The sequence below is a fragment of the Pseudomonas sp. RP-B7 genome, from assembly GCF_059803535.1.
Map to the genome: position 1 here is coordinate 1 of NZ_JAPFHC010000013.1, position 23,039 is coordinate 23,039.

A 23,039-nucleotide genomic window follows, 5' to 3' on the forward strand; every position below is an offset into this window, starting at 1 on the left:
AATCCAGGCGCCTCGGTTTTCCTGAAACACCGCGGCGGACCGTTTGGGGCGGCTTCGCCACCCAGCGCGGGGCAAGCCCGCTCACTACAGCGGGGCTGCCCTTCGTAGGGGGGCGGGGTTATTTGCCTGGGGTCAGGGTTAGCCGCGTCTTCCCGTACACCTTGTCAAAGTTCTGCGGCTGCATCGGGAAGCTCAGGTATTGCGCCTTGAGCGATGGGTCGATGCCGTTGGCATAGTTCGGGCTGGCGGGGTTGCCGGATTGGCCGATGCCACCCTGGCCTGTCATCGGTTCCACTTGGCCGAAGTCGACGATCATGCGCAGCGCCGGCACCTGGGTGGTAGTGAAGTCCTGCCCCCACTTGTACGGTGCCGGGTTCAGGGTGTTGTGGTCGCCACCGGATGCCAATGGGCCTCGAATCACCTGGCCCCCGGCGTTTTTCCAGGTGGTGCTGTGCAACTTGCCCCACTGCCAGGCCTTGTGATCGCTGCCCAGTTGGCTGTCGCCGGCGCTGATCGCCGCGGCCAGACTACGGGCGAGGATTGCCGGTTTGTCTTCTTTCTGCGGGGTCCGGATGTCGTCCCAGAACGGGCTGTCTTCACGGCCCAACAGGTGGTCGGCCTGGGCGGCGTAGGACAGGCTGGCGTTGCTGACAAACGCCTTCCAGCTGGCGCTGTTTTCCGGGCCGAGTTCATCGAGGAAGATCTGCTTGGTGCTTTCTTGCAGGAACAGTTCGTAGAGCGCCGCGTCGGCGGAGGTGGACACCAGGCGCCCATCGAACCCCATCAAGCGGCTCAACGCCTCGCGGGCCTTGGCCTGCTCGGCTGCCGGCAGGGCGTCAATTGCCTGTTTCAGCGGCTGGGCCATGCCTGGCGCCTGGAACATGCTCTTGAGCTTGGCGGCGAAGGTGGTGGTCTGGTCGTACTGCATGGCGATCATGCTGCGGGTGTCATGCTTGCCCGCATTGGCCAGTTGCGCCAGGCGCTCGCTGCGCTCGGGCGCGTCCCAGGAGTTGGACAGCTGCATGCCATAACCGCGCGGTGCGGTGCGCTGGTTGGCGGTGCCGATCCAGCCTTGGGCCGGGTCCTGGTCGTAAGGGTGCAGCATTGCGTCGGCGTAACCGTCCCAGTCAAAGCGCGTGTCCCAGCCCGGCGAGGGCAGCAGGCCTTCACCTTCGCGGCGGTTGGGGAAGCGGCCGGTGACTTGCCAGCCGATGTTGCTGGCGTCGGCAAACACCATGTTCAACGCGATGGCGCGAATCTCGCGGGTCGCGTCCGAGGCCTTGCCGGCGTTTTGTGCGCGGGACAGGTCGAAGAACGCGTCCAGACTCTTGTCGTCCTTGAAGTCGGCGGTTTGCAAGGCCAGACCCAGGCCGCTGGTCAGTGCCTGGCTGCTGTTGAGCAGGGCACCATGGCGGGTTTCGTACACCACTTCGCGAATCGAGCGTTGGCCTTTGACGAAGAAGGTTTCGTTACGCACAGCGGCCGGTAGCCATTTGCCGTTGTTCTCGTAGTACAACGCGCTGCCTTGGCGTTTGACCTTCTCCAGGAACAGGTCCTGGGTGTCGCCCTTGACCGTGCTCATGCTCCACGCGACTTTGCCGTTGAAGCCGGACAACAGGGTCGGCAGACCGGCAATCGAGGCACCGACCGCCTGGTATTTCGGCGCGCGGATCTGCACGTAGCTCCACGGCGACGGCGCTTGCGGCTGGGCGGCAAGGTCGTTGGCCAGCAGGCTTTTGCCGCTGCGGCTGCGTTGCGGGCCAATCGCCCAGTTGCTCGAGGTGGTCACGGCCAGGGCGTTGAGGCGGTTCAGTTGCTGGCTGACCGTGTCCAGCCCGGCGAGGCCGGTGATCTGGCCCAGGTTGACCCCTTTGAGTTTTTCGGCTTCGGCCAGCGGGATCGCTTCATCCGGCGCGCTCGGGGTGAGCCAGGCGAGTTTGTCGACGCCGACTTTCTGCGCCAGCACCAGGGAAGCGATTTCTTCCTGCAGGTTGGCCGACTCGCTGAAATTCAACAGGCAGAACAACAGCGCCGAATCTTCCGGTTTCCAGTACTCGGGCTTGTAGCCGGTCTGGGCGAGGTCCGGCGGCAGCTTGTCGCGGTAGCGGAACAGGTAGGCGTTGACGCCGCGTGCGTACACCTCGAAGAACCGCTTGAGGCGTGGCGAGGAGGCGTTATACAGCTCGCCGGCGCTTTTTTTCAGGTTGACCGCACGCATGAACCGGTCGGCATCCAGCACATCGGGACCGGACATCTCCGCCAGACGGCCCTGGGCCAGCAGGCGCAACGTGACCATCTGGGTGATGCGGTCACTGGCATGTACATAACCGAGGCTGAACAGCGCGTCATGGAAGGTGTTGCTTTCGATTAACGGCATGCCCTGGGCATTGCGACGCACCGACACATTCTGTGCCAGGCCTTTGATCGGTTGCACGCCGGCGACCGGCGGCAGGGTGTCCTGGATGCTCTGGAGTTGGCAGCCGGCCAGGCTTAATGCACTGGCCACTGCCGCGGCAACGCCGAACCGGGGAAGAAAATGTGAGAGGGCTGGCGAGGCCATGGCAAAGCTCCTGCGGGGGGTAGCGTCAGTAAAGGCGCTACGTTAGTGAGCGCGGTGAAACGACGCAAGCAGGAGTTTGGGGAAAGCATCAGATCTTGAGACGGGCTCAAATCAAATGCTTTGGGGTCAGGCCTTGGGCGGATTCACTTTCTGCACCAGTTCGTAGGCCCGCACTGTCGCCGGCCGCTCCTTGATGCTGTTGAACCAACGCTGCACATGGGGGAAATCTTCCAACCGCTGGCTCTGCCACTTGTGGGAAACGATCCACGGATAGATGGCCATGTCGGCAATGCTGTAGTCCTCGCCTGCGACGAACGCGCGGTCTGCCAGGCGCCGGTCCAATACGCCGTACAGGCGCGCGGTTTCATCCACGTAACGCTTGATCGCGTAGGGAATCTTTTCCGGTGCGAACTGGCTGAAGTGATGGTTCTGGCCGGCCATCGGCCCCAATCCACCCATCTGCCAGAACAGCCATTGCAGGGTTTCCTGACGACCGCGTAGGTCCTTGGCAATGAACTGGCCGGTTTTTTCCGCGAGGTACAGCAGGATGGCGCCGGATTCGAACAACGAAATCGGCGCGCCACCATCGCTCGGTTGATGATCGACGATGGCCGGAATGCGGTTGTTGGGAGCGATCTTCAGGAAGTCCGGCTTGAACTGGTCGCCCTGGCCGATATTGATCGGATGCACCTCATAAGGCAGGCCGGCTTCTTCCAGGAACAGTGATACTTTGTGACCGTTGGGGGTAGTCCAGTAGTACAAGTCGATCATGACGCTCTCCAAGTGCGCGAATGGCTGTAGGAATAGGTGATGCTGGGAGCGCGAAAATTCAATGAAACATTTAGGTCTATCGTTATGGCATTTCGACAGGACGCGGCGCTGATCGTGATTGATCAGCAAAAAGGCATTCATCACCCCAAGCTGGGGCGGCGTAATAACCCACAGGCCGAAGAACGCATCCAGGCGCTGTTGCGGCATTGGCGCAGTACCGGGCGCCCGGTGATCCATGTGCAGCATTTGTCCCATCTGCCGGACTCGGTGTTCTGGCCTGGGCAGTCCGGCGTCGAGTTCCAGGACAATTGCGTGCCTGCGCCCGGCGAGCAATTGATTCAAAAACGCGTACCGGATGCCTTCAGCGGTACGCCGCTGCAAGCGCAGTTGCGCGCGGCCGGCATCGTGCAATTGGTGCTGGTGGGCGTGGCCACCCACAACTCGGTGGAAGCCACCGCCCGCACTGGCGGCAACCTCGGGTTTGATACCTGGGTGATTGAGGACGCGTGCTACACCTTCGACAAACCGGACTTTTTCGGTGCGCCGCACCCCGCCGAGTTGGTGCACGCCATGTCCCTGGGCAACCTGCACGGCGAATACGCCACGGTGATCAACTCCCGTGATGTGCTGGGCTAAGCCTGGGCGCATGAAGGGCGGTTGAGCTTGAGGAATCGAGACGGTGGCGGGCTAGAGGTTGAGCTGTTGTTTCAGCTCAAATCCTGATTTGAGATGCAATCCAATGTGGGAGCGGGGGGGGGGGGGGGGGGGCGAAGGCGGTGGGTCAGTTGAAATACCTGTGACTGACACACCGCCTTCGCGAGCAAGCCCGCTCCCACACAAGCCCGCTTACAGATTCAAGTGGCGTATTACGCCCCGTGGCACTTCTTGAATTTTTTTGCGCTGCCGCACGGGCACGGATCGTTGCGACCCACGTCCTTCAAGGCGTTGCGCACCGGCTCCTGGTGAGCGTGGCCGCAGTTCGGGCCGTGGACATGGCCGTGGTCGTGATCATGGTGATCGTGATCGTGGTTGCAGTCAGGACCATGGACATGGGGTTGCTGAGTCATTGATGTCGCTCCGGAATAAAATCGCCGGGGATTATCTCGCCATTGTGGGCCACCTGCACGTCATAACCGATGAATAATCCGGTTTTCAGCTCGCCTTCAAGGCGATAGGGCACTGGCTTGCTCGGGTTTTTCAGCATCTGCACCACATCGCGGATCTGTGGCCAGAGGTTGGTGCGTACCGAAACCTTGAAAAAAGCATGGCCTCTGGGCGGCACGGTGAGCCACTCGTTGGATTCACCTTCGGTCAGCACAAAGTTGTCCAGGCTGACCTTGTAGACCAGGCCGCGTACGGTCAGGTCGGCGTCGTCGCGGTTGTCCACGCGAAAGTACAGCTTGAACTTCTGCTCCAACAGCTTGGCCCGCACCACTTCGACTTTCACCAGGGACACGTGGGGCGGTGGCGCGTCGTCTTCGAACCACGACGCGCAGCCGCTCAGGCCGAGGGTTAACGCCAGCATCAAGCTGTAGATCCGAAGCATGGCGTTTGTCCTGTGTTGGTTAGAGATAACTGGAACAACACTTCTTGAATTTCTGCCCGCTGCCACACAGACAGGCATCGTTGCGCCCGGTCTTCACCTCCACGGTCGGATCGATGAAGTACCAGCGCCCGTCATTCTGTACGAAAGAAGACTGTTCGCGGTGGCTGTGTTCGCCAGTGCTGTCATGCCAGCGGGCGGTGAAGGTCACGAACGCGTGCTCCGGCTGGCCGCCGAACACCTCGGAGCTTTCCACCTCCAGGCCCAGCCAGGTGCTTTGGGCGCTCCACGCGCCGATGGCGTCACGGTCCAGGCCGGCCTGTTGCGCGGGCAGGGTGGTTGCCACCAGATAGTCCACCAGGCCCAGCACATAGGCGCTGTAGCGCGAACGCATCAGCGCGCTGGCGCAGGGCGCCGGGTGGCCGGCGTGATAATGGCCGCAGCAGGCATCCAGCAGGTTGCCACTGCCGCAGGGGCAAATGGATGTACTCATCGGGTTACCACCAATACTTTCCGAAGTTTTCCGGGTTGGCCCAGAACCGGGCGTTGAGCCAGTCCGGCACCTGTTTATAGTCAAGCAGATCGTAGGTAAACAGCGTCAGAACCTGCTCATCGCGCTGGAAACGCTCGCCGGCCTGCAAGGCCAGGGAGAAGAAGTCGGTGTCTTGCCATTGGCACGCGCCGAGGTCCACCAGCACCGCAATGCGGCTGGCATTGAGGTTGCGGATGCCGCCGAGCAGGGTCAGGCCTTGTGCCTTTGACAGGTGTTCCAGGCAGTCGACCACCAGCGCCAGGTCAAAACGCTGCGCGGCCAGTTCGGCGGGCAGGGGGCCGGGTGGGGCGATGGACACTTGGGTGTCCGGGTGTTCGGCTTCAAAAGCCTCCAGCGCCGGGAACTGGCTGGCCCCCAACAGCAACAGGCGCTTGGGCTGGTGCAGGTCGAGCAGGGCAGCCAAGGCTTGTTGGGGTGTACGAGCGGAAATACCAGCGGTCATCACAGATCCTCACATCAGGACCATAGAGACTAGCGCGGCTGAGCGTGCTGGCCTAGAGCGGGTGATTGCGAAAAGCCAGGCACTGGCGGCGATCCTCAATGAAACCGGGGGTGCGGCCTACTGGCGCAGATGAAAAGAGCGGTCTTTACTCCACCCATCGGCCCCCGCCGATCCCCTCAGGAGAAATCAGATGAGCATCATGCGGACAGCTCTGCCCTTGATTCTGCTAACCGGCGTATTGACAGGTTGCGCAGGCTTGCAAAAAACCGATTGGCCCACCTGCGCCGCCGTTGGCGGTGTGACCGGCGCGGCGATCGGTGCAACGGAAAGCTCGGCCTACGCGGGCTATGGCGCGCTGTTGGTCGGCGGCATGGCCGGCGCCTATTGCTGGGTGCATGGCGATGGCGACGAGGACGGCGATGGCGTACCGGACAGCCGCGACAAGTGCCCGGGCACGCCGAAGGGCGTGCATGTAGATGCCAACGGTTGCCCGCCGGTGCCGGTCGCGGCAGTGGTTGAGGAAGTGGTCGTGGTCAAGGAAGAAACCATCGTGATCCGCGATGTGTTGTTCCAGTTCGATTCGGCCAAGTTGACGGCGGCGGATAAAGCCAAGCTCGATACCATCGCCACCCGCCTGAAAAAAGAAGCACCGGGCGCGCAACTGCGGGTCAGTGGTCATACGGACAGCGTCGGCAAAGACGCCTACAACCAGAAACTCTCGGAAAAACGTGCGCATTCGGTCACCGAGTACCTCATCCAATCGGGTGTGCCGCGCAGCAGTTTTGTTTCGGTAACGGGGGCTGGCGAAAGCCATCCGGTCGCCGACAACAAAACCGCTGAAGGCCGTGCGTTGAACCGCCGCGTGGAAATCCAGATCAACCGCTGACAGCCCTTGCCCCTGTGGGAGCCACAGGGGCATTGCCGGCAATCTTTACCGAAACCGACCTTTCCCAACTTTTTTGAACCTTCACTGGCAAATCGCCGGTAGAAGTCGTTACTGTGCGTCCAAAGAAAAAACTAGAACAAACTCGGGAGCCCCAAGATGCGTAAGGTTTTACTGTTGGCCCTGTTGGTCAGCCCCATTGCCCTGGCCCAGAGCGTCAGTGTTGAAACCAACTCGTTGATGCGCCTGCCCAACAGCACCAGCGTGCTGCAATTGGAGCGCCTGGATGTGGCGGACTACGGCACGTTGCTGATTCCGGCCAGTATCAGCCAGGTCACGGTGGATGAATTGCACTTGGGGCGTGACGCGCGTATCGCCATCGTCCCGGGTAATACCGCGCTGCAATTGCAGGTGCGCCATGCGCAACTTGACCACGGCAGCCAGTTCACCTCGCGCGGTGCTCCCGGCACCCATGAAAAACCGGCCAAGGCCGGGCGTGACCTGACCTTGCGCATTCAATCATTGGCGGCCGATGAGTTGTCGGTGGATGCCCGTGGTGGTGCTGGTGCCAAAGGTTATGCCGGTTTGGACGGTGCCAACGGCGTGGACCCGGGCTGCACCTGGGGCGCGGCCGGGCGTGGCGCCAATGGCGACAACGGTGGTGATGGCTTGCCGGGTGCGGCGGGTGCGCAAGTGCGGGTCGAATTGCCAAAGGACTTCCCGGCGCAGCAGATCAAGGTCTGGGTCGACGGTGGAGCGGGTGGTTTGGCGGGCACGGCGGGTAAGCCGGGCAAAGGCGGGCAGTCCAAGGGGTGCCTGGTGTATCAGGCCGATGGCGGCGAGAAGGGCCGTCCTGGGTTGGAAGGCCAACCAGGACCAGCGGGTCCCGCAGGTTCCGTCACCATCCAACGCCTGTAACTTGTAGTGAGCGGGCTTGCCCCGCGCTGGGGGGCGAAGCCGCCCCAACCGGTACGCCGCGGTGTTTCAGAAAGACCGAGGTGTCTGGATTTGGGTGGCTTCGCCCCCCAGCGCGGGGCAAGCCCGCTCACTACAAGCTCAGAGTATTGGTCGGGCTGAGGCGATTGCCACTGTTACCAATCCCACAATCAAATTGATGCCTACCAACCGGCGAATCTGCCCCAGCACCGCCGCGCCCACCGGCCAATCCTGCGCCGCCACCGCTGCGCGCAGTTCCGGGAACTTCAACGCCTGGATGCGGATAAACAACGCCGTCATCACCAGATACAGGCCCATCATCACCTGCACATAACGCGGCGCAGTCTCAAACCCGCTGAAGCGCAGGTGCAGCAAGCCAATGCCGCTGATCGGCAAAATCGCCACCGCGAGCCATACCCACACAAAAAAACGTTGAAACACATTTGCCCACAGCGTGAGCCGGGCAGGGCCCTCAAGTGCCGCCCCGGCGGCGGGGCGCAGGATCATCCAGGCGAAAAACATGCCGCCGACCCAGATCAGGGCGGCCAATACATGCAGGGTGTAGGCGAGGCTAAACACGGTCATTGCGGTACTCCGTTCTGCGCGGGATTCATTAGCGGGGTATGATAGCGGCCGATCCGAACCACTGAAAATTTATCCAGCGTTTTTTTGCGCCCGACTATCCATGATCAGCACTGAACTCAAAACCACGATCCAGGGCGCCTACTCGCGTTTTCTCGAAGCCAAGAGCTTGAAACCGCGCTACGGCCAACGCCTGATGATCGCCGAAGTGGCCAAGGTCCTCGGGGATATCGACACCGACGACGAAGGTCGCCGCGAAGGTGAGCCCGCGGTCGTGGCCGTCGAAGCCGGCACAGGTACGGGCAAGACCGTGGCCTACAGCCTGGCCGCGATCCCGACCGCCAAGGCCGCCGGCAAGCGCCTGGTGATTGCCACCGCCACCGTGGCCCTGCAAGAGCAGATCGTCTACAAAGACCTGCCCGACCTGATGCGCAACAGCGGCCTGAACTTCACCTTCGCCCTGGCCAAGGGCCGTGGCCGCTACATGTGCCTGTCCAAGCTCGACGTGTTGTTGCAGGAAGGCCACGCGCAAACCGCCACCGCGTCGTTGTTCGAAGAAGAAGGCTTCAAGATCGAGGTGGATGAGGTCAGCCAGAAGCTGTTCACCAGCATGATCGAGAAACTGGCCGGCAACAAATGGGACGGCGACCGCGACAGCTGGCCCACCGCCCTGGAAGACTCCGACTGGGCGCGCCTGACCACCGACCACAGCCAATGCACCAACCGCCATTGCCCTAACTTCGGCCAATGCGCCTTCTACAAGGCCCGCGAGGGCATGGGCAAGGTCGATGTGATCGTCACCAACCACGACATGGTGCTGGCTGACCTGGCCCTGGGCGGCGGTGCCGTATTGCCCGATCCGCGTGACACGCTCTACGTCTTCGACGAAGGCCATCACCTGCCGGACAAGGCCATCGGTCACTTCGCCCATTACACGCGCCTGCGATCCACCGCCGATTGGCTGGAAAGCACCGCGAAGAACCTCACCAAGTTGCTGGCCCAGCACCCACTGCCCGGCGACCTCGGCAAGCTGATCGAACAAGTGCCGGAGCTGGCGCGGGAGATCAAGACCCAGCAGCAATTCATGTTCAGCGCCTGCGAGCAGGTCGCCGACTTCAAGCCCGGCGAAGATGTGGAAGGCCGTGAGCGCCCACGTCACCGTTTCGTCGGCGGCTTGATCCCCGAACATATGCGCGAAATGGGCATCGAGTTGAAGAAGGGCTTTTCGCGCCTGACCGACCTGTTTACCCGTCTCACCGATTTGCTCAAGGAAGGCATGGACGGCGAGGTCAACATCGGCATCGCCAGCAACCAGGCCGAGGAATGGTATCCGCTGTTCGGCAGCCTGCTGTCCCGCGCCCAAGGCAACTGGGAATTGTGGACCGCCTTCACCGTCGAAGACCCGGAAGACAACCCGCCCATGGCCCGCTGGCTGACCCTGTCGGAAAGCGGTGCGCTGTTTGACATCGAGGTCAACGCCAGCCCGATCCTCGCCGCCGAAATGCTGCGTCGCAATCTGTGGAACGTGGCCTACGGCTGCCTGGTGACCTCCGCCACGCTGACGGCCCTGGGCACCTTCGACCGCTTCCGCATGCGCGCCGGCCTGCCGAAAAAGGCCGTCACCGCCGTGGTGCCCAGCCCGTTCCATCATGCCGACGCCGGTGTGCTGCGAGTGCCCGACCTCAAGGCCGACCCGCGGGACGCCGCAGCGCACACCGCGGCGATCATCCGCGACCTGCCGGAGCTGGTGGAAGGTTCGCGCGGCACCCTGGTGCTGTTCTCGTCACGCAAACAGATGCAGGACGTGTTCGACGGTCTCGACCGCGACTGGCGCAAGCAGGTGTTTATCCAGGGCAACCTGTCCAAGCAGGAAACCCTGAACAAGCACAAGGCGCGGGTGGATGGCGGCGACTCCAGCGTGCTGTTCGGCCTGGCCAGCTTTGCCGAAGGCGTGGACTTGCCGGGCGCCTACTGCGAACACGTGGTGATCGCCAAGATCCCGTTCTCGGTGCCGGATGATCCGGTCGAGGCGGCGTTGGCCGAATGGATCGAAGCGCGGGGCGGTAACCCGTTCATGGAAATCTCGGTGCCGGACGCTTCCTTGAAGCTGGTCCAGGCCTGCGGGCGCTTGCTGCGTACCGAACAGGACCGGGGCACCATCACCTTGCTCGACCGCCGTTTGGTCACCCAGCGCTATGGCAAGGCTATCCTGAATGCCTTGCCGCCATTCAGGCGCGAAATTTCTTAAGCCGCCGTGGGCGATTTCGCCCACTCCGTGGTCTATCTCACTGTATTTCATCAGGCCATTCATCGGCCGTCTGGGAGAACCTTGTCTGTATGATTCGCACGCTGCCCGCTCTATTTGCCCTGTTGTTCGCCGCGCCCTTGATGGCCGCGCCTGCCGGGCAACAGACCCTGTTCAATTTCGTCCGGCCTGCCGATGTGGTCAAGGTGGCGACCCAGGACGCCAGCCTGCCGCAATACAACGCCGAACAAACCCCTGAAGGCGAGGTGTTGCGCCGCATCACCTTCAACCCGGCCGCCGAACCGAGCCTGGTGCTCAGCCCGCAGAGCGGCGTCTGGGACTGGTCGCAGTCCAGCGCCATGAGCCTGCGCATCCAGAGTGCGATGGACTGGGCGCTGACCCTATACGTCAAAGTGCAGAGCGCGGACGGCAAGATCTTGCGCAGCCGCATCGACCTGCCGGCGGGTCCGGCGCAGACCTTGCTGATCCCGTTGCAAGCCAACTCACCGTTGAGCCAGGGCATGAAGGCTGGCCCGCCGATGCCGATCACCGTGGACGGCCAACGCGTGTTGCTCGGCGGCAGTTTTGGCGAAGTCGACCGCAGCCAGGTGGTTTCGGTGACCTTGTCGATGCTCAAGCCCAGCGCGGCCCAGAGCATCCTGTTGGAGCGCTTTGGCGTGCAGGACAGCGAGCCGGTGATCAAGGCTGCCTACAGCGAGCTGGTGGATGCGTATGGTCAGTCCACCCGTGCGCGCTGGCCGGAGAAGGTTGGCAGCGACGAACAACTCAAGGCCGCTGCCGCCAGGGAGCAGCAACAGCTCCAGGGCTGGTTGGCCTCGCGGGATAAATCCGCACTGGACCCGTACGGCGGCTGGAACAAAGGCCCGGCGTTCGAGGCCAGCGGTTTTTTCCGCACCGAGAAGCGCGATGGTCGCTGGTATCTGGTGACGCCGCAAGGCCATCCGTTCTACTCGTTGGGCGTCAATACCGTGGCCCCGGATAACAGCCAGACCTACGTATCCGGTCGTGAATGGATGTTCGCGGCGTTACCCAAGGCCGGCGAGCCGTTGGATAACTACTACGGCAGCGGCGATAACCGCACCGGCAATGGGGCCGGCGAAGGGCGCAGCTATGGTGCCGGGCGCTGGTACGACTTCTACGGCGCCAACCTGCAACGTACCTATGGCGGTGAGGGGTTCGACCACAAGCGTTGGGTCAGCCACACCCTCGATCGCCTGCAAGCCTGGGGTTTCAACACTGTGGGCAACTGGAGTGACGAATCGCTGGCCCGCGCCGACCGCGTGCCGTACACCTTGCCGCTATCAATTGTCGGCGACTACGCCAGTATCAGCACCGGCACCGACTGGTGGGGCGGCATGCCCGACCCGTTTGATCCGCGCTTCGCCATGGCCACCGAACGCGCCGTGGCCATTGCCGCCCGCGATCACCGTGATGACCCATGGTTGATCGGCTATTTCGCCGACAATGAATTGGCCTGGGCCGGTCCTGGCGATGATCCGAAGTCCCGTTACGCCCTGGCCTACGGCACTTTGCGCATGACCACCGATGTGCCGGCCAAACGCGCGTTCCTCAAGCAATTGCGCGACAAGTATCGTAACGAGGACGGCCTGTCGAAAGCCTGGGGCGTTCATGTGGCGGGTTGGGAGTTGATGGAAGACCCGGGTTTCGAAGCGCCGATGCCGAATGCCGAGCACCCGGAAATCGAGGCCGACTTCAAGTATTTCCAGAAGACCTTCGCCGACGCCTACTTCAAGACCATCTCCGATGCGCTGAAATGGCACGCGCCGAACCAGTTGCTACTGGGCGGCCGCTACGCGGTGAGCACTCCGGAAGCGGTGGCGTCGTGCGCCCAGTATTGCGATGTGATGAGTTTCAACATGTACACCCTTAAACCCCAGGACGGTTATGACTTCGCGGCTCTGCGCGCGTTGGACAAACCCGTGCTGATCACCGAATTCAACTTCGGCTCGGCGGACCGTGGGCCGTTCTGGGGCGGCGTGACCCAATTGGCCAGGGAGGAAGATCGCGGCGCGGCGTACGCCAACTTCCTCAAGCAGGCCATGGCCGAGCCGTCGATTATTGGCGTGCACTGGTTCCAGTATCTGGATCAGCCGGTGACCGGGCGTCTGCTGGACGCTGAAAACGGCCACTTCGGGCTGGTCGGCATCACCGATGTGCCGTTCCAGGGCTTTGTCGACAGCGTGCGCAAGAGCAACCTGGCGGCCGTCGAGCAGTTGGGCAAGGAGGCGGAAAAAGCCAAGGCGGCCAGCGCGGCGCATGAGCATGCAAGCGGTCGCTCGGGCGGTGACGGCAAAGGCGCCGGACATGCCGGCGGGCATGCTGGAAATGGTCATTGATTCAGCGTTGACGGGTTCCCAAATCCTGGAATGACTGGAACAATGTCGGCCACTTTTTACGGCGTTTTCCGAGGGGGCTTAGGTGCAGATTCAGGGTCATTACGAGCTCCAGTTCGAAGCGGTACGTGAAGCGTTCGCCGCGTTGTTCGATGACCCCCAGGAGCGTGGCGCCGGGCTGTGCATCCAGGTCGGCGGCGAAACCGTCGTCGACCTGTGGGCCGGCACCGCCGACAAGGACGGTGCCGAGGCGTGGCACAGCGACACCATCGTCAACCTGTTCTCCTGCACCAAGACCTTCACCGCCGTCACGGCCCTGCAATTGGTGGCCGAGGGCAAGCTGAAGCTGGATGCGCCCGTGGCCGACTACTGGCCGGAATTTGCGGCGGCGGGCAAAGAAGCCATCACCTTGCGCCAGTTGCTCTGCCATCAGGCCGGGTTGCCTGCGATCCGCGAGATGCTACCCGCCGAGGCGTTGTACGACTGGCAATTAATGGTCGACACCCTGGCGGCCGAGGCCCCGTGGTGGACACCGGGCCAAGGACATGGCTACGAGGCGATCACCTATGGCTGGCTGGTCGGCGAGCTGTTGCGGCGTGCCGACGGGCGCGGGCCAGGGGAGTCCATCGTGGCGCGGGTTGCACGGCCACTGGGCTTGGACTTCCACGTAGGCCTGGCGGATGAAGAGTTTTATCGTGTTGCGCATATAGCGCGCAGCAAAGGCAATATGGGCGATGCCGCCGCGCAACGGTTACTGCAAGTAATGATGCGTGAACCGACTGCAATGACTACGCGGGCATTTGCCAATCCTCCGTCTATTCTGACCAGCACTAATAAACCTGAATGGCGACGCATGCAGCAGCCGGCGGCAAATGGTCACGGTAATGCGCGCAGCCTGGCGGGTTTTTATAGCGGTTTGTTGGACGGTAGTTTGCTCGAAAGCGACATGCTTGAAGAGTTGACCCGTGAACACAGTATCGGGCCGGATAAAACATTATTGACACAAACCCGTTTTGGCCTGGGCTGCATGTTGGATCAACCGCAACTGCCGAATGCCACCTTCGGCCTTGGCCCGCGTGCGTTCGGGCATCCTGGCGCGGGTGGTTCGGTGGGCTTCGCCGATCCGGAGCATGATGTAGCGTTTGGTTTCGTGACTAATACATTGGGGCCTTATGTACTTATGGACCCACGTGCACAGAAGTTGGTCGGAATATTGGCCGGTTGTCTGTAAACCCCTTGCTGTTTCACGTTTTTTTGTTACAAAGGCAACTATAAGAAGACGCTGACGGAAAGTATGTAACTTTATTCTTATCCTGGCGTCTGTTTAACGGGTCCTCGAGACCCCTGGTTTTTTCTCATTTTGTGGATACCTCATGTTATCGAACAAGTCCTTGGCACTCGCGCTTTGCCTCACTATTACCGGCTGTGCACAAACTCCACAAAATGATGCCGACGGTGGGCATTGGTGGTCATTTGGATCGGATAAAACGGCTGCCAAGGACGCAGTGACCAAGGTCGACGCCAAGCCGGACGCCAAGCCGGACGCCAAGGCTGCCGCCGACGCCAAGGCCGCTGACTTGAAGGCCGACCTCAAGGCTGCTACCCCTGCACCTGCCGCCGCGCCAGCTGTCGCCAAGGCAGAGAGCGAAACCCATTGGTGGTGGCCGTTCGAAAGCAAGCCAAAGCCCCTGGCCAAGGTCGACGTGACCAATATCCCAATGCCTGACCCGAAAATCACCCAGGCCTGGTTGGACGACTATGAGCCGCGCCTGCGTGCTGCGATCAAGGACAGCAACCTGCAACTGGAACGTCGTGACAACGTACTGGTCGTGATCGCCCCGGTGGACGGTTCCTACAACCCGAAACGTCCGTCGATGTTGCTGCCGGTCACCCTGGGCCCGTTCACCCGCGTCGCCAAGGCTGTTGAAGCCGATCCAAAGACCGCCGTACTGGTCCTGGGCCACGTCGACGCCACCGGCACTGCACCGGCGAGCCAGGCGTTGAGCAAGGAACGTGCACAGTCGATCGCATCGATCTTCAGCCTCAGCGGCCTGAAGCAGGACCGCCTGATGCTGCGCGGCATGGGTGACCTGATGCCACGTGCCGCCAACGACAGCACCCAGGGCCGTGCGCTGAACCGTCGCATGGAAATTATGTTCACTCAGCGTACAACTATGTTGGCCTTGCTGAGCAAGTACAACTCGGGCAAGACCCCGCCAGTGGCTGAGATGGTTGCGGTGCAGGACGTTCCAGCACCTGCTCCGGCCGCCAAGACCCCGGCGAAAAAGGCGCCTGCCGCGAAGAAAGCCGCTGCCAAGCCCGCCGCCAAGAAAGCCCCGGCCAAACCCGCTGCCAAGAAAGCGGCTCCGGCCAAAGCCAAGGCAGCTGCACCGGCTAACGACCAGGCGAAAAACTGATCTGTTGAAAGAAGGATAAAGCCGCATGACCCAGGCACTGGCCGATATGCGCCGTGACTACACACGGGATGGTTTGAGCGAGGCGCAGGCCCCGAGCGAGCCGTTTGCGTTGTTCCACCAGTGGTTTGGCGATGCGGTGAAAACCGAGCAACCGCCGGTGGAAGCCAATGCCATGACTCTGGCCACGGTTGACAGCGACGGTCGCCCGCACTGTCGCATCCTGCTGCTCAAGGGCCTGGATGCACAGGGCTTTACCTTCTTCACCAACTATCAGAGCGCCAAGGGTGAACAGCTCGCGGCGCGACCGTTCGCGGCGATGACTTTCTTCTGGCCAACCCTGGAGCGCCAGGTTCGCATCGAGGGGCGGGTGGTCAAGGTCACGCCTGAGGAGTCGGACGCTTATTATCAGGTCCGCCCATTGGGCAGCCGCTTGGGCGCGTGGGCGTCGCCGCAGAGCAAGGTCATTCGTGACCGTGAAGAACTGCAGGACTTGCTCAAGGCCACCGAGCAGCGTTTCAGCGATACCCAGCCCGACTGCCCCGAGCACTGGGGCGGTTATCGCCTGCTGCCCGAGCGCATCGAGTTCTGGCAGGGCCGCGCCAGCCGCCTGCACGACCGCCTGAACTATCGCCTGCAAGGGACCGACTGGACCCGCGAGCGCCTGGCGCCCTGAGCGTCACCTTTCGTCACCTCACCTGAATATTGTCCGTTGCGCCGAAGTCTCTATTGCACAGACTTCGGCCGCGTCCGGCTGTGTGACTACAATGTTGAAACAGTCGTGACATCTATTGGCACAAGAGCTGGGCTACCGTTTGTCGAGTTTTCTGGTACTGGCAGTCTGTACTCAGGCTGAATGAAAGCAATTTTTTGCGGTGTGGGCCGTGACAGGCGCCAGGCTGCCGCGTTTAATGACCACCTGTCCTTTGGAGTTGATGCTATGCGTAAGTCCGTTTTACTAGTTGCCTGCTTCACCACCCTGTCACTTCTGCTGGGTGGCTGTGCTTCGAGTCTGACCGGCGACTCGTACTCCCGTGACGAAGCGCGTCGTGTACAGAGCGTTCGCATGGGCACCATCGAATCCCTGCGCCCAGTGAAAATCGAAGGCACCAAGACCCCAATCGGCGGTGCTGCCGGCGCAGTCATCGGCGGCGTTGGCGGCAGCGCCATCGGCGGCGGCCGTGGCAGTATCGTGACCGCGGTGATCGGCGCAGTTGCCGGCGGCCTGCTGGGCTCGGCCACCGAAGAAGGCCTGACCCGCACCCAGGGCGTGGAAATCACCGTCCGCGAAGACGACGGCAGCATGCGCGCCTACGTGCAGGCCGTGCAGGAGAATGAAATCTTCCGCATTGGCGACCGCGTGCGCATCATGACCGTTGATGGGACTAGCCGGGTTACTCGCTAAGAATTAGTCGCAGAAACGAAAAACCCCCAATCGGGTGACCGGTTGGGGGTTTTTGTTGCAAGCCCGGTTAGTGGCTGGGCTTGCGGCTTCAAAGATGCATCGACCTGCATCCAAAGGCCCACGTGTTCCGGTAAGTGTGCTGGAGGTAAGGCCCAACTCACGGAGGGCCGAGTATGTCCAAGTTTGCACGACGTACGTGGAACCTCGTAGTGAACGGCCTGCGTGCTTATCACGTCTGGAAGTTCCTGCGCGACAGCTTTGATGACCTTTAAGGTCTGAGAGGCGGAGCCGTCTTGGTTCAGGTCAAGGCGGCTTTTTGGTGGGGTTCAGGTGAACATTTCTATGTCGTCCATTGCGCTTCCAATGACCCCCCTCAATGCAGGGCATTTGCGCCCTGCTTGAATTAGGGCCGGACCCACCTTCTCCATGTCCAGTGTTCCGAAGCGACGCGCGATGTGGCCAATGGCGACAATTGCAGCGGATGCAATCTCATCGTTGTCGCTATCCATATGTTGCAAGCAAACGTTTTGCGCCCAAGTGCCATTCATTTCGTTAAGGCCGACTGAAATCAGTGCTGTGGTGACTTTGCTGACGTCTCCAGTTGCTAGATCGTGCACGGCTTCATCATGGGTCAAGTCGGGGTCGTGGTAGCGCATATTCATTTACCGGCTCCTAAAAGTTTTCCTTTGCGGTTGGTTTTCCCAGCTCTTATCAATGCGTTTTTCATGTGCTGATTAAGTGCTCCCCATGGTCGTACATGTCCGTGAAAAGTTCCTTCTGTTGAGAAATCAATAACCACAAACTCCTTGGTGTGTGGGTCAATACCTATTCGTCGAGGCTCTGAAGGTTTGACCAATACAGAGTCGTTCAAGGCATCCAAGCCATTGGTTGGTTTTTTACTTTTAACCGAATTCCCCTTTTTACTGTGATAAGGCGCGTCCTCGTACTTCCAACTGACGACGATATACAGCGGTCTAACACCCGAATCCGCCGGGAACACCAGGATGAAATCTTTGTAGTCCGGCGGATATATCGGGTCGACGATAATGTTGGCGGCCTTCTCGTTGGCCGGGTACACCCATATATGCGGTGTCGAAGGCGCGGCTTGCAACGCCGGGATGCCGAGGGTGTCACCGGGATTTGCAGCAGGCGTCCAGATCAGTTCAATCCCGTCACCCAGGTCGGCGATGTACTGCATCTCTTGCAACTGAAACTGCACCACATCGACCATTTCCCAGTCGCGATTTTTGCCTGTGTAGAACGCGTATCCCTTGAGCGTGCCGTCCTCCCGTTGCTCGACATGCAAGCGAACCCGCGTGCGTGCTCTCGCCATGGAGCGCAGTTGCTCTTCGGTGTAGAGCGCGCTGTCGCCAAGACTGGAGGGCCAGATCAGCCCCACCAGGCCCGTCAGGAAGGCTGCCCCGGCAGTGCTTGCCCCGGCTGCGGCGACTGAGCCTGTAACAGTGCCGGCCAGCGCCAGCGTTCCGAGGCCTGCCGGCAAAGCACTGCCGCTGATTTTCTTGAGAGGTAGCACACCAGACTCGTCGGTCTCGCGACCACCCAGCAACGCGTACTCGCCATAGTCCTCAAGGCGATCAAGCGGCACATAACCGGTGGGGTCGTGATAGTCGATGATGCTGTCCGGCAGGTTGCAGGACTTGGTAAAAACGCAGCCTATCAAGGGCGTTGGGGCGGGGTGCGGATCAGCCAGGCGGCTGTTTTCGTAGGCTTCCTGGCGGGCAAGCAGGGTTTGGTGGGCTTTTTGCCGCGCTGCACGGGCCGCCAATTCGGCCTCGTTCATGGGCTCAAGCATGCGATAACCGCCGGTGCCGGTTCCGTAGGACCGCCAGACTTGGAATGTATCCTTGGTATTTGCCATCGTGCCCTCCTGGCGTGCTGCATAACGAGGGCCGACGTTATGGCAAGCCGAGCAGGGGCGATGTAGGTCTTATCTGAGGAGGGAATGGGAACAGGAGGGAAATGTGGCGAGGGAGCAAGCTCCCTCGCCACAGTCATTGCATTCGTTATGCTTTCTTGCGGCTCGCCATCGCCGTTATTGCATAGCCAATGCACGCAGCCAGAATCGACCCGGTCAGAATCCCCATTCGGTCTTCCCCGGCAAATTCACTGGCACCCGGCACAAACGCCAGGGAACCGACAAACAGGCTCATGGTAAAGCCGATGCCGCACAGGATCGCCACACCAAACACCTGGCCCCAGTTGGCGCCGCTGGGCAGTGCGGCCAGGCCGGTCTTGATGGCCAGCCAGGTCAGGCCGAACACGCCGACGGTCTTGCCGATCAGCAGGCCGGCGGCAATGCCCAGCGGTACGTGGTGGGTGAAGCTTTCCAGGCTGACGCCGGCCAGGGACACACCGGCGTTGGCGAACGCAAACAGCGGCAGGATGCCGTAGGCCACCCAAGGGTGCAGGGCGTGTTCCAGGGTCATCAATGGCGAAGGCTCGGCATTCTTGGTGCGCATCGGGATGCAGAAGGCCAATGTCACGCCGGCCAGGGTGGCATGCACACCACTTTTCAGCACGCAGACCCACAGGATCAACCCGATGATCAGGTACGGGCCAAGCTTGATCACACCGAGGCGATTCATCGTGATCAATGCAATCAGGCAAGCGCCCGCGCCCGCCAGTGCGGCGCCCGACAGGTCGGAGGAATAGAACACCGCAATCACGATGATTGCGCCCAGGTCGTCGATGATCGCCAGGGTCATCAGGAACAGCTTGAGCGACACCGGCACGCGTTTGCCCAACAGGGCCAGTACGCCGAGGGCGAAGGCGATGTCGGTGGCCATGGGGATCGCCCAGCCCGACAGCGCGGCGGGGTAGTCCTTGTTGATCGCCCAGTAGATCAGCGCCGGTACGACCATGCCGCCAATCGCGGCTGCGCCGGGCAGCACCACCTGGGACGGCTTGGACAGATGGCCGTCAAGCAACTCACGCTTGACCTCCAGGCCGATCAGCAGGAAGAACAGCGCCATCAGGCCGTCGTTGATCCATAGCAGTGCAGGTTTGGCGATTTTCAGTGCGCCGATCTGTGCCACCACCGGCACATCGAGAAAGGCGTTGTAGAGGTGCGACAACGGCGAGTTGTTGATGATCAGCGCCAGTGCGGCAGCGGCGATCAACAGCAAGCCACTGGCGGCCTCCAGCTGGAAGAAACGGGTGAAAGTGCTACGCAGAGGCAAGGGATGCTCTCCAATCCAGGTTCAATAGGTGGCTACCCTAACCCGTACCGTTAGTTGTTAAAACAAAAGTTATATTCTTATTTGTTATAAGAGAGTGATTGGGAGGGCAGTGCGCCAAAGCTTAGCAATTGTGTGTCCAATTGAGTCGGTACTGTATCTGTGTGGAGTGTAGGAAACCTCCTAAGATTGGGCGTGAAATCCTTAGAGAACCTCCTCATGAGCGATCACCGTCCCTGGGCCCGCGAAGCCATTCGTATCATCGAAGCGGACTTCCAGCGCAGCGCCGACACACACCTGATCCCCTTGCCGCTGCCCGGCTTGCCGGGTGTCGAGTTGTACTTCAAGGACGAGTCCAGCCACCCCACCGGCAGCCTGAAGCATCGTCTGGCGCGTTCGCTGTTCCTGTATGCGCTGTGCAATGGCTGGTTGAAGCCGGGCGCACCGGTGATCGAGGCGTCCAGCGGTTCGACGGCGATATCGGAAGCCTACTTCGCCCGCCTGCTCGGCTTGCCGTTTATCGCGGTGATGCCGGCCACCACCTCCCAGGAAAAGATCGCGCAGATCGCCTTTTACGGTGGCAAGAGCCATCTGGTGAACGATCCGACGCAGATCTACGCCGAATCCGAACGGTTGGCGCAGGAAAGTGGTGGTCACTTCATGGACCAGTTCACCTACGCGGAACGGGCCACCGATTGGCGCGCGAACAACAACATCGCCGAGTCGATCTTCCAGCAGATGCGGTTTGAGCATTACCCAGAGCCGAGCTGGCTGATTTCCAGCCCCGGTACCGGCGGCACCACGGCAACCCTGGGGCGTTACGTGCGTTACCGCCAGCATTGCACCCGCGTGCTGTGTGCCGATGCGGAGCGCTCAGTGTTTTTTGATTACTACTTGAGCGGCGACGCCAGTTTGCGCCTGGACTGTGGTTCGCGCATCGAAGGCATTGGCCGGCCGCGGGTCGAGGCGTCGTTTCTGCCCAAGGTGATTGATGCGATGGTCAAGGTGCCAGACGCATTATCGCTGGCGGCCATGCATTACCTGGCCGCGCGCTTGGGGCGGCGGGTCGGCGGGTCCAGTGGGACTAACTTGATCGGCGCGTTGATGGCTGCGCTGCAGATGAAAGCAGCCGGCAAGTCGGGGTCGATCGTGGCGATCTTGTGTGACGGGGGAGAGCGGTATGCCACCACTTACTATGATCAGGCGTGGCTTAAAACGCAGGGTTATCAATTGGAGGGCTTGATTGCGGCTGTTGCGGCGAGTGTGGAGCGGGGCGAGCCGCTGCCGGCCAGCGTCTTGCGCGCCAATATCTGACTCAACACAAAAACCAATGTGGGAGCGGGCTTGCTCGCGAATGCGGTGTGTCAGTCACACACTGTTCAACTGATCCACCGCATTCGCGAGCAAGCCCGCTCCCACACAAGCCCGCTCACATTCAATAAATAAGCGAGTTATCAGGCTTCGAGGCCCAACATATCCCGCGCCAACGCTTCGGCGATCCGAATCCCGTCCACACCCGCCGACAGAATCCCACCGGCATAGCCCGCGCCTTCACCGGCCGGGAACAGGCCCTTGACGTTCAAGCTCTGCATCGACTCATTACGAGTGATCCGCAACGGCGACGACGTGCGCGTCTCGATCCCGGTCAGCACGGCATCGTGCAGCGAGTAGCCCTTGATCTGCTTCTCGAACGCCGGCAGTGCTTCGCGGATCGCTTCGATGGCGAAGTCCGGCAGGGCCAGGGCCAGGTCACCCAGGGCTACCCCGGGCTTGTAGGACGGTTCCACGCTACCGATAGCCGTGGATGGCTTACCCGCGATGAAATCGCCCACCAGTTGCGCCGGGGCCTCATAGTTGCTGCCGCCGAGGATGTAGGCGTGGGACTCCAGACGCTCCTGCAACTCGATACCCGCCAGCGGTCCACCCGGGTAATCCACCTCAGGCGTAATGCCAACCACGATGCCGGAGTTGGCATTGCGCTCGTTACGCGAGTATTGGCTCATGCCGTTGGTCACCACGCGGCCCGGCTCGGAGGTGGCAGCGACCACCGTACCGCCTGGGCACATGCAGAAGCTGTAGACCGAGCGGCCGTTCTTGGCGTGGTGCACCAGTTTGTAGTCCGCAGCGCCGAGTTTTGGATGGCCAGCGTATTTGCCCAGGCGTGCCGCGTCGATCAGCGACTGCGGGTGTTCGATACGGAAACCCACCGAGAACGGCTTGGCTTCCATGTACACACCGCGGCCGTGGAGCATGCGGAAGGTGTCGCGGGCACTGTGGCCGAGCGCCAGGATCACGTGCCTGGAAAGGATCTGCTCACCGCCGTCGACGACGACGCCGTGCAGTTGGCCATCTTCGATCAGCACATCGGTGACGCGTTGCTCGAAACGCACTTCACCGCCGAGGGCGATGATCTGCTCGCGCATGTTTTCCACCACGCCGGTCAGGCGGAATGTACCGATGTGCGGCTTGCTGACGTAAAGGATCTCTTCCGGCGCACCGGCCTTGACGAATTCGTGCAGGACTTTACGCCCGTGGAATTTCGGGTCCTTGATCTGGCTGTACAGCTTGCCGTCGGAAAAGGTCCCGGCGCCGCCTTCGCCGAACTGCACGTTGGACTCGGGGTTCAGCACATTCTTACGCCACAGGCCCCAGGTGTCCTTGGTGCGCTGGCGCACTTCGCGACCGCGCTCAAGAATGATCGGCTTGAAGCCCATTTGTGCCAGCAGCAGCCCGGCGAAGATACCGCACGGGCCAAAGCCGACCACGATCGGGCGTTCCGTCAGGCCTTCAGGCGCCTGGCCGACCACTTTGTAGCTGACGTCCGGCGCCTGGTTGACGTTGCGGTCATCGGCGAACTTGAGCAGCAGGGCGGCTTCGCCTTTGACATCCAGGTCGATGGTGTAGATGAAGCACAGCTCCGATGATTTCTTGCGTGCATCGTAGCTGCGTTTGAACAGGGTGAAATCGAGCAGGTCATCACTGGCGATGCCCAGGCGCTGCACGATGGCAGGGCGCAGGTCTTCTTCGGGATGGTCGATGGGCAGCTTGAGTTCGGTGATTCGTAGCATGACGGGATCCGGTAGGCGGCGGGCAAAGAGGCCGGCTGTTTTGCAAACCGGCGATTATAAGCCCC

The 23,039-nt window shown here is 61.4% G+C and carries 21 protein-coding genes; 10 read left to right on the forward strand and 11 right to left on the reverse strand.

Annotated elements, in window-relative coordinates:
- Positions 1-118: 118 nt before the first annotated feature.
- Together OPU96_RS13935 and OPU96_RS13940 are read right to left on the reverse strand one after the other, a co-directional pair.
- A complete protein-coding gene (locus OPU96_RS13935) occupies positions 119-2,560 on the reverse strand; it encodes a penicillin acylase family protein (RefSeq protein ID WP_498559252.1) in 2,442 nt (813 codons plus the stop codon).
- A 126-nt stretch (positions 2,561-2,686) separates the two neighbouring features.
- Positions 2,687-3,331: a glutathione S-transferase N-terminal domain-containing protein gene (locus OPU96_RS13940; RefSeq protein WP_192299323.1), complete on the reverse strand. Its 645-nt coding sequence runs from the start codon at positions 3,329-3,331 to the stop codon at positions 2,687-2,689.
- A gap of 84 nt (positions 3,332-3,415) precedes the next feature.
- Here OPU96_RS13940 and OPU96_RS13945 point away from each other — a divergent pair, with 84 nt between their 5' ends.
- On the forward strand, positions 3,416-3,967 hold the full coding sequence (locus OPU96_RS13945) for a cysteine hydrolase family protein (RefSeq protein ID WP_192299322.1): 552 nt from the start codon (positions 3,416-3,418) through the stop codon (positions 3,965-3,967).
- A 230-nt stretch (positions 3,968-4,197) separates the two neighbouring features.
- Here the strand turns inward: OPU96_RS13945 and OPU96_RS13950 are convergent, their stop codons facing one another.
- The 4 genes from OPU96_RS13950 to OPU96_RS13965 are packed head-to-tail and all read right to left on the reverse strand — an operon-like array spanning position 4,198 to position 5,869.
- On the reverse strand, positions 4,198-4,398 hold the full coding sequence (locus tag OPU96_RS13950; RefSeq protein ID WP_026136698.1) for an SEC-C metal-binding domain-containing protein: 201 nt from the start codon (positions 4,396-4,398) through the stop codon (positions 4,198-4,200).
- Entirely contained in the window at positions 4,395-4,877 is a 483-nt protein-coding gene (locus OPU96_RS13955) for an LEA/WHy family protein (RefSeq protein ID WP_192299321.1), read from the reverse strand. The genes OPU96_RS13950 and OPU96_RS13955 overlap by 4 nt, the downstream gene beginning before the upstream one ends.
- A gap of 19 nt (positions 4,878-4,896) precedes the next feature.
- Positions 4,897-5,367: a YchJ family protein gene (locus tag OPU96_RS13960; protein ID WP_192299320.1), complete on the reverse strand. Its 471-nt coding sequence runs from the start codon at positions 5,365-5,367 to the stop codon at positions 4,897-4,899.
- Positions 5,368-5,371: 4 nt separating this feature from the next.
- On the reverse strand, positions 5,372-5,869 hold the full coding sequence (locus OPU96_RS13965; protein ID WP_305392199.1) for a DUF6231 family protein: 498 nt from the start codon (positions 5,867-5,869) through the stop codon (positions 5,372-5,374).
- 190 nt (positions 5,870-6,059) lie between these two features.
- On the opposite strand from OPU96_RS13965, the gene OPU96_RS13970 reads away from it, so the two are divergent.
- Together OPU96_RS13970 and OPU96_RS13975 are read left to right on the forward strand one after the other, a co-directional pair.
- Entirely contained in the window at positions 6,060-6,755 is a 696-nt protein-coding gene (locus OPU96_RS13970; protein ID WP_305392200.1) for a PA1041 family peptidoglycan-binding anchor lipoprotein, read from the forward strand.
- A gap of 156 nt (positions 6,756-6,911) precedes the next feature.
- Positions 6,912-7,670: a collagen-like protein gene (locus OPU96_RS13975; protein WP_192299317.1), complete on the forward strand. Its 759-nt coding sequence runs from the start codon at positions 6,912-6,914 to the stop codon at positions 7,668-7,670.
- Between the two features lie 138 nt (positions 7,671-7,808).
- Here the strand turns inward: OPU96_RS13975 and OPU96_RS13980 are convergent, their stop codons facing one another.
- A complete protein-coding gene (locus OPU96_RS13980; protein ID WP_498559253.1) occupies positions 7,809-8,273 on the reverse strand; it encodes a CopD family protein in 465 nt (154 codons plus the stop codon).
- A gap of 100 nt (positions 8,274-8,373) precedes the next feature.
- Here OPU96_RS13980 and dinG point away from each other — a divergent pair, with 100 nt between their 5' ends.
- The 6 genes from dinG (at position 8,374) to OPU96_RS14010 (ending at position 16,709) form a co-directional block, all read left to right on the forward strand.
- Positions 8,374-10,518 carry an ATP-dependent DNA helicase DinG gene (gene dinG, locus OPU96_RS13985; RefSeq protein WP_135288038.1) on the forward strand — a complete coding sequence of 715 codons (2,145 nt, stop codon included), beginning with the start codon at positions 8,374-8,376 and terminating at the stop codon, positions 10,516-10,518.
- A gap of 89 nt (positions 10,519-10,607) precedes the next feature.
- Positions 10,608-12,893: a beta-galactosidase gene (locus OPU96_RS13990; RefSeq protein WP_498559254.1), complete on the forward strand. Its 2,286-nt coding sequence runs from the start codon at positions 10,608-10,610 to the stop codon at positions 12,891-12,893.
- A gap of 82 nt (positions 12,894-12,975) precedes the next feature.
- Positions 12,976-14,121: a serine hydrolase domain-containing protein gene (locus tag OPU96_RS13995; RefSeq protein ID WP_305392204.1), complete on the forward strand. Its 1,146-nt coding sequence runs from the start codon at positions 12,976-12,978 to the stop codon at positions 14,119-14,121.
- A 142-nt stretch (positions 14,122-14,263) separates the two neighbouring features.
- Complete coding sequence (locus OPU96_RS14000; protein WP_498559255.1) at positions 14,264-15,307, forward strand: OmpA family protein; 1,044 nt, start codon at positions 14,264-14,266, stop codon at positions 15,305-15,307.
- A 25-nt stretch (positions 15,308-15,332) separates the two neighbouring features.
- Positions 15,333-15,980, forward strand: a complete 648-nt coding sequence (pdxH, locus tag OPU96_RS14005) for a pyridoxamine 5'-phosphate oxidase (protein ID WP_192299312.1) — start codon at positions 15,333-15,335, stop codon at positions 15,978-15,980.
- Between the two features lie 264 nt (positions 15,981-16,244).
- Positions 16,245-16,709 carry an outer membrane lipoprotein gene (locus OPU96_RS14010; RefSeq protein ID WP_026136695.1) on the forward strand — a complete coding sequence of 155 codons (465 nt, stop codon included), beginning with the start codon at positions 16,245-16,247 and terminating at the stop codon, positions 16,707-16,709.
- 326 nt (positions 16,710-17,035) lie between these two features.
- Here OPU96_RS14010 and OPU96_RS14015 read toward each other — a convergent pair whose 3' ends face one another.
- The 3 genes from OPU96_RS14015 to nhaA form a co-directional block, all read right to left on the reverse strand.
- A complete protein-coding gene (locus OPU96_RS14015) occupies positions 17,036-17,371 on the reverse strand; it encodes a hypothetical protein (protein ID WP_192299311.1) in 336 nt (111 codons plus the stop codon).
- The gene (locus tag OPU96_RS14020) at positions 17,368-18,588 is read right to left on the reverse strand and encodes an S-type pyocin domain-containing protein (protein ID WP_498559256.1); all 1,221 of its coding nucleotides are present in this window, start codon (positions 18,586-18,588) and stop codon (positions 17,368-17,370) included. The genes OPU96_RS14015 and OPU96_RS14020 overlap by 4 nt, the downstream gene beginning before the upstream one ends.
- A 145-nt stretch (positions 18,589-18,733) precedes the next feature.
- The gene (nhaA, locus tag OPU96_RS14025) at positions 18,734-19,909 is read right to left on the reverse strand and encodes a Na+/H+ antiporter NhaA (RefSeq protein WP_226457691.1); all 1,176 of its coding nucleotides are present in this window, start codon (positions 19,907-19,909) and stop codon (positions 18,734-18,736) included.
- 216 nt (positions 19,910-20,125) lie between these two features.
- On the opposite strand from nhaA, the gene OPU96_RS14030 reads away from it, so the two are divergent.
- Positions 20,126-21,220 carry a PLP-dependent cysteine synthase family protein gene (locus tag OPU96_RS14030; protein WP_226457692.1) on the forward strand — a complete coding sequence of 365 codons (1,095 nt, stop codon included), beginning with the start codon at positions 20,126-20,128 and terminating at the stop codon, positions 21,218-21,220.
- A gap of 140 nt (positions 21,221-21,360) precedes the next feature.
- Here OPU96_RS14030 and OPU96_RS14035 read toward each other — a convergent pair whose 3' ends face one another.
- A complete protein-coding gene (locus OPU96_RS14035) occupies positions 21,361-22,974 on the reverse strand; it encodes an NAD(P)/FAD-dependent oxidoreductase (RefSeq protein ID WP_226457693.1) in 1,614 nt (537 codons plus the stop codon).
- Positions 22,975-23,039 lie beyond the last annotated feature (65 nt).

Coding starts and splice junctions, on each gene's coding strand:
- OPU96_RS13990 (WP_498559254.1), top strand. CDS start 10,608: ATGATTCGCACGCTGCCCGCTCTATTTGCCCTGTTGTTCGCCGCGCCC.
- OPU96_RS13935 (WP_498559252.1), bottom strand. CDS start 2,560: ATGGCCTCGCCAGCCCTCTCACATTTTCTTCCCCGGTTCGGCGTTGCC.
- OPU96_RS14020 (WP_498559256.1), bottom strand. CDS start 18,588: ATGGCAAATACCAAGGATACATTCCAAGTCTGGCGGTCCTACGGAACC.
- OPU96_RS14035 (WP_226457693.1), bottom strand. CDS start 22,974: ATGCTACGAATCACCGAACTCAAGCTGCCCATCGACCATCCCGAAGAA.
- OPU96_RS13970 (WP_305392200.1), top strand. CDS start 6,060: ATGAGCATCATGCGGACAGCTCTGCCCTTGATTCTGCTAACCGGCGTA.
- OPU96_RS13940 (WP_192299323.1), bottom strand. CDS start 3,331: ATGATCGACTTGTACTACTGGACTACCCCCAACGGTCACAAAGTATCA.
- OPU96_RS13960 (WP_192299320.1), bottom strand. CDS start 5,367: ATGAGTACATCCATTTGCCCCTGCGGCAGTGGCAACCTGCTGGATGCC.
- OPU96_RS13980 (WP_498559253.1), bottom strand. CDS start 8,273: ATGACCGTGTTTAGCCTCGCCTACACCCTGCATGTATTGGCCGCCCTG.
- OPU96_RS14030 (WP_226457692.1), top strand. CDS start 20,126: ATGAGCGATCACCGTCCCTGGGCCCGCGAAGCCATTCGTATCATCGAA.
- OPU96_RS14010 (WP_026136695.1), top strand. CDS start 16,245: ATGCGTAAGTCCGTTTTACTAGTTGCCTGCTTCACCACCCTGTCACTT.
- OPU96_RS14000 (WP_498559255.1), top strand. CDS start 14,264: ATGTTATCGAACAAGTCCTTGGCACTCGCGCTTTGCCTCACTATTACC.
- dinG (WP_135288038.1), top strand. CDS start 8,374: ATGATCAGCACTGAACTCAAAACCACGATCCAGGGCGCCTACTCGCGT.
- OPU96_RS13965 (WP_305392199.1), bottom strand. CDS start 5,869: ATGACCGCTGGTATTTCCGCTCGTACACCCCAACAAGCCTTGGCTGCC.
- OPU96_RS14015 (WP_192299311.1), bottom strand. CDS start 17,371: ATGAATATGCGCTACCACGACCCCGACTTGACCCATGATGAAGCCGTG.
- pdxH (WP_192299312.1), top strand. CDS start 15,333: ATGACCCAGGCACTGGCCGATATGCGCCGTGACTACACACGGGATGGT.
- OPU96_RS13950 (WP_026136698.1), bottom strand. CDS start 4,398: ATGACTCAGCAACCCCATGTCCATGGTCCTGACTGCAACCACGATCAC.
- OPU96_RS13955 (WP_192299321.1), bottom strand. CDS start 4,877: ATGCTTCGGATCTACAGCTTGATGCTGGCGTTAACCCTCGGCCTGAGC.
- OPU96_RS13945 (WP_192299322.1), top strand. CDS start 3,416: ATGGCATTTCGACAGGACGCGGCGCTGATCGTGATTGATCAGCAAAAA.
- OPU96_RS13975 (WP_192299317.1), top strand. CDS start 6,912: ATGCGTAAGGTTTTACTGTTGGCCCTGTTGGTCAGCCCCATTGCCCTG.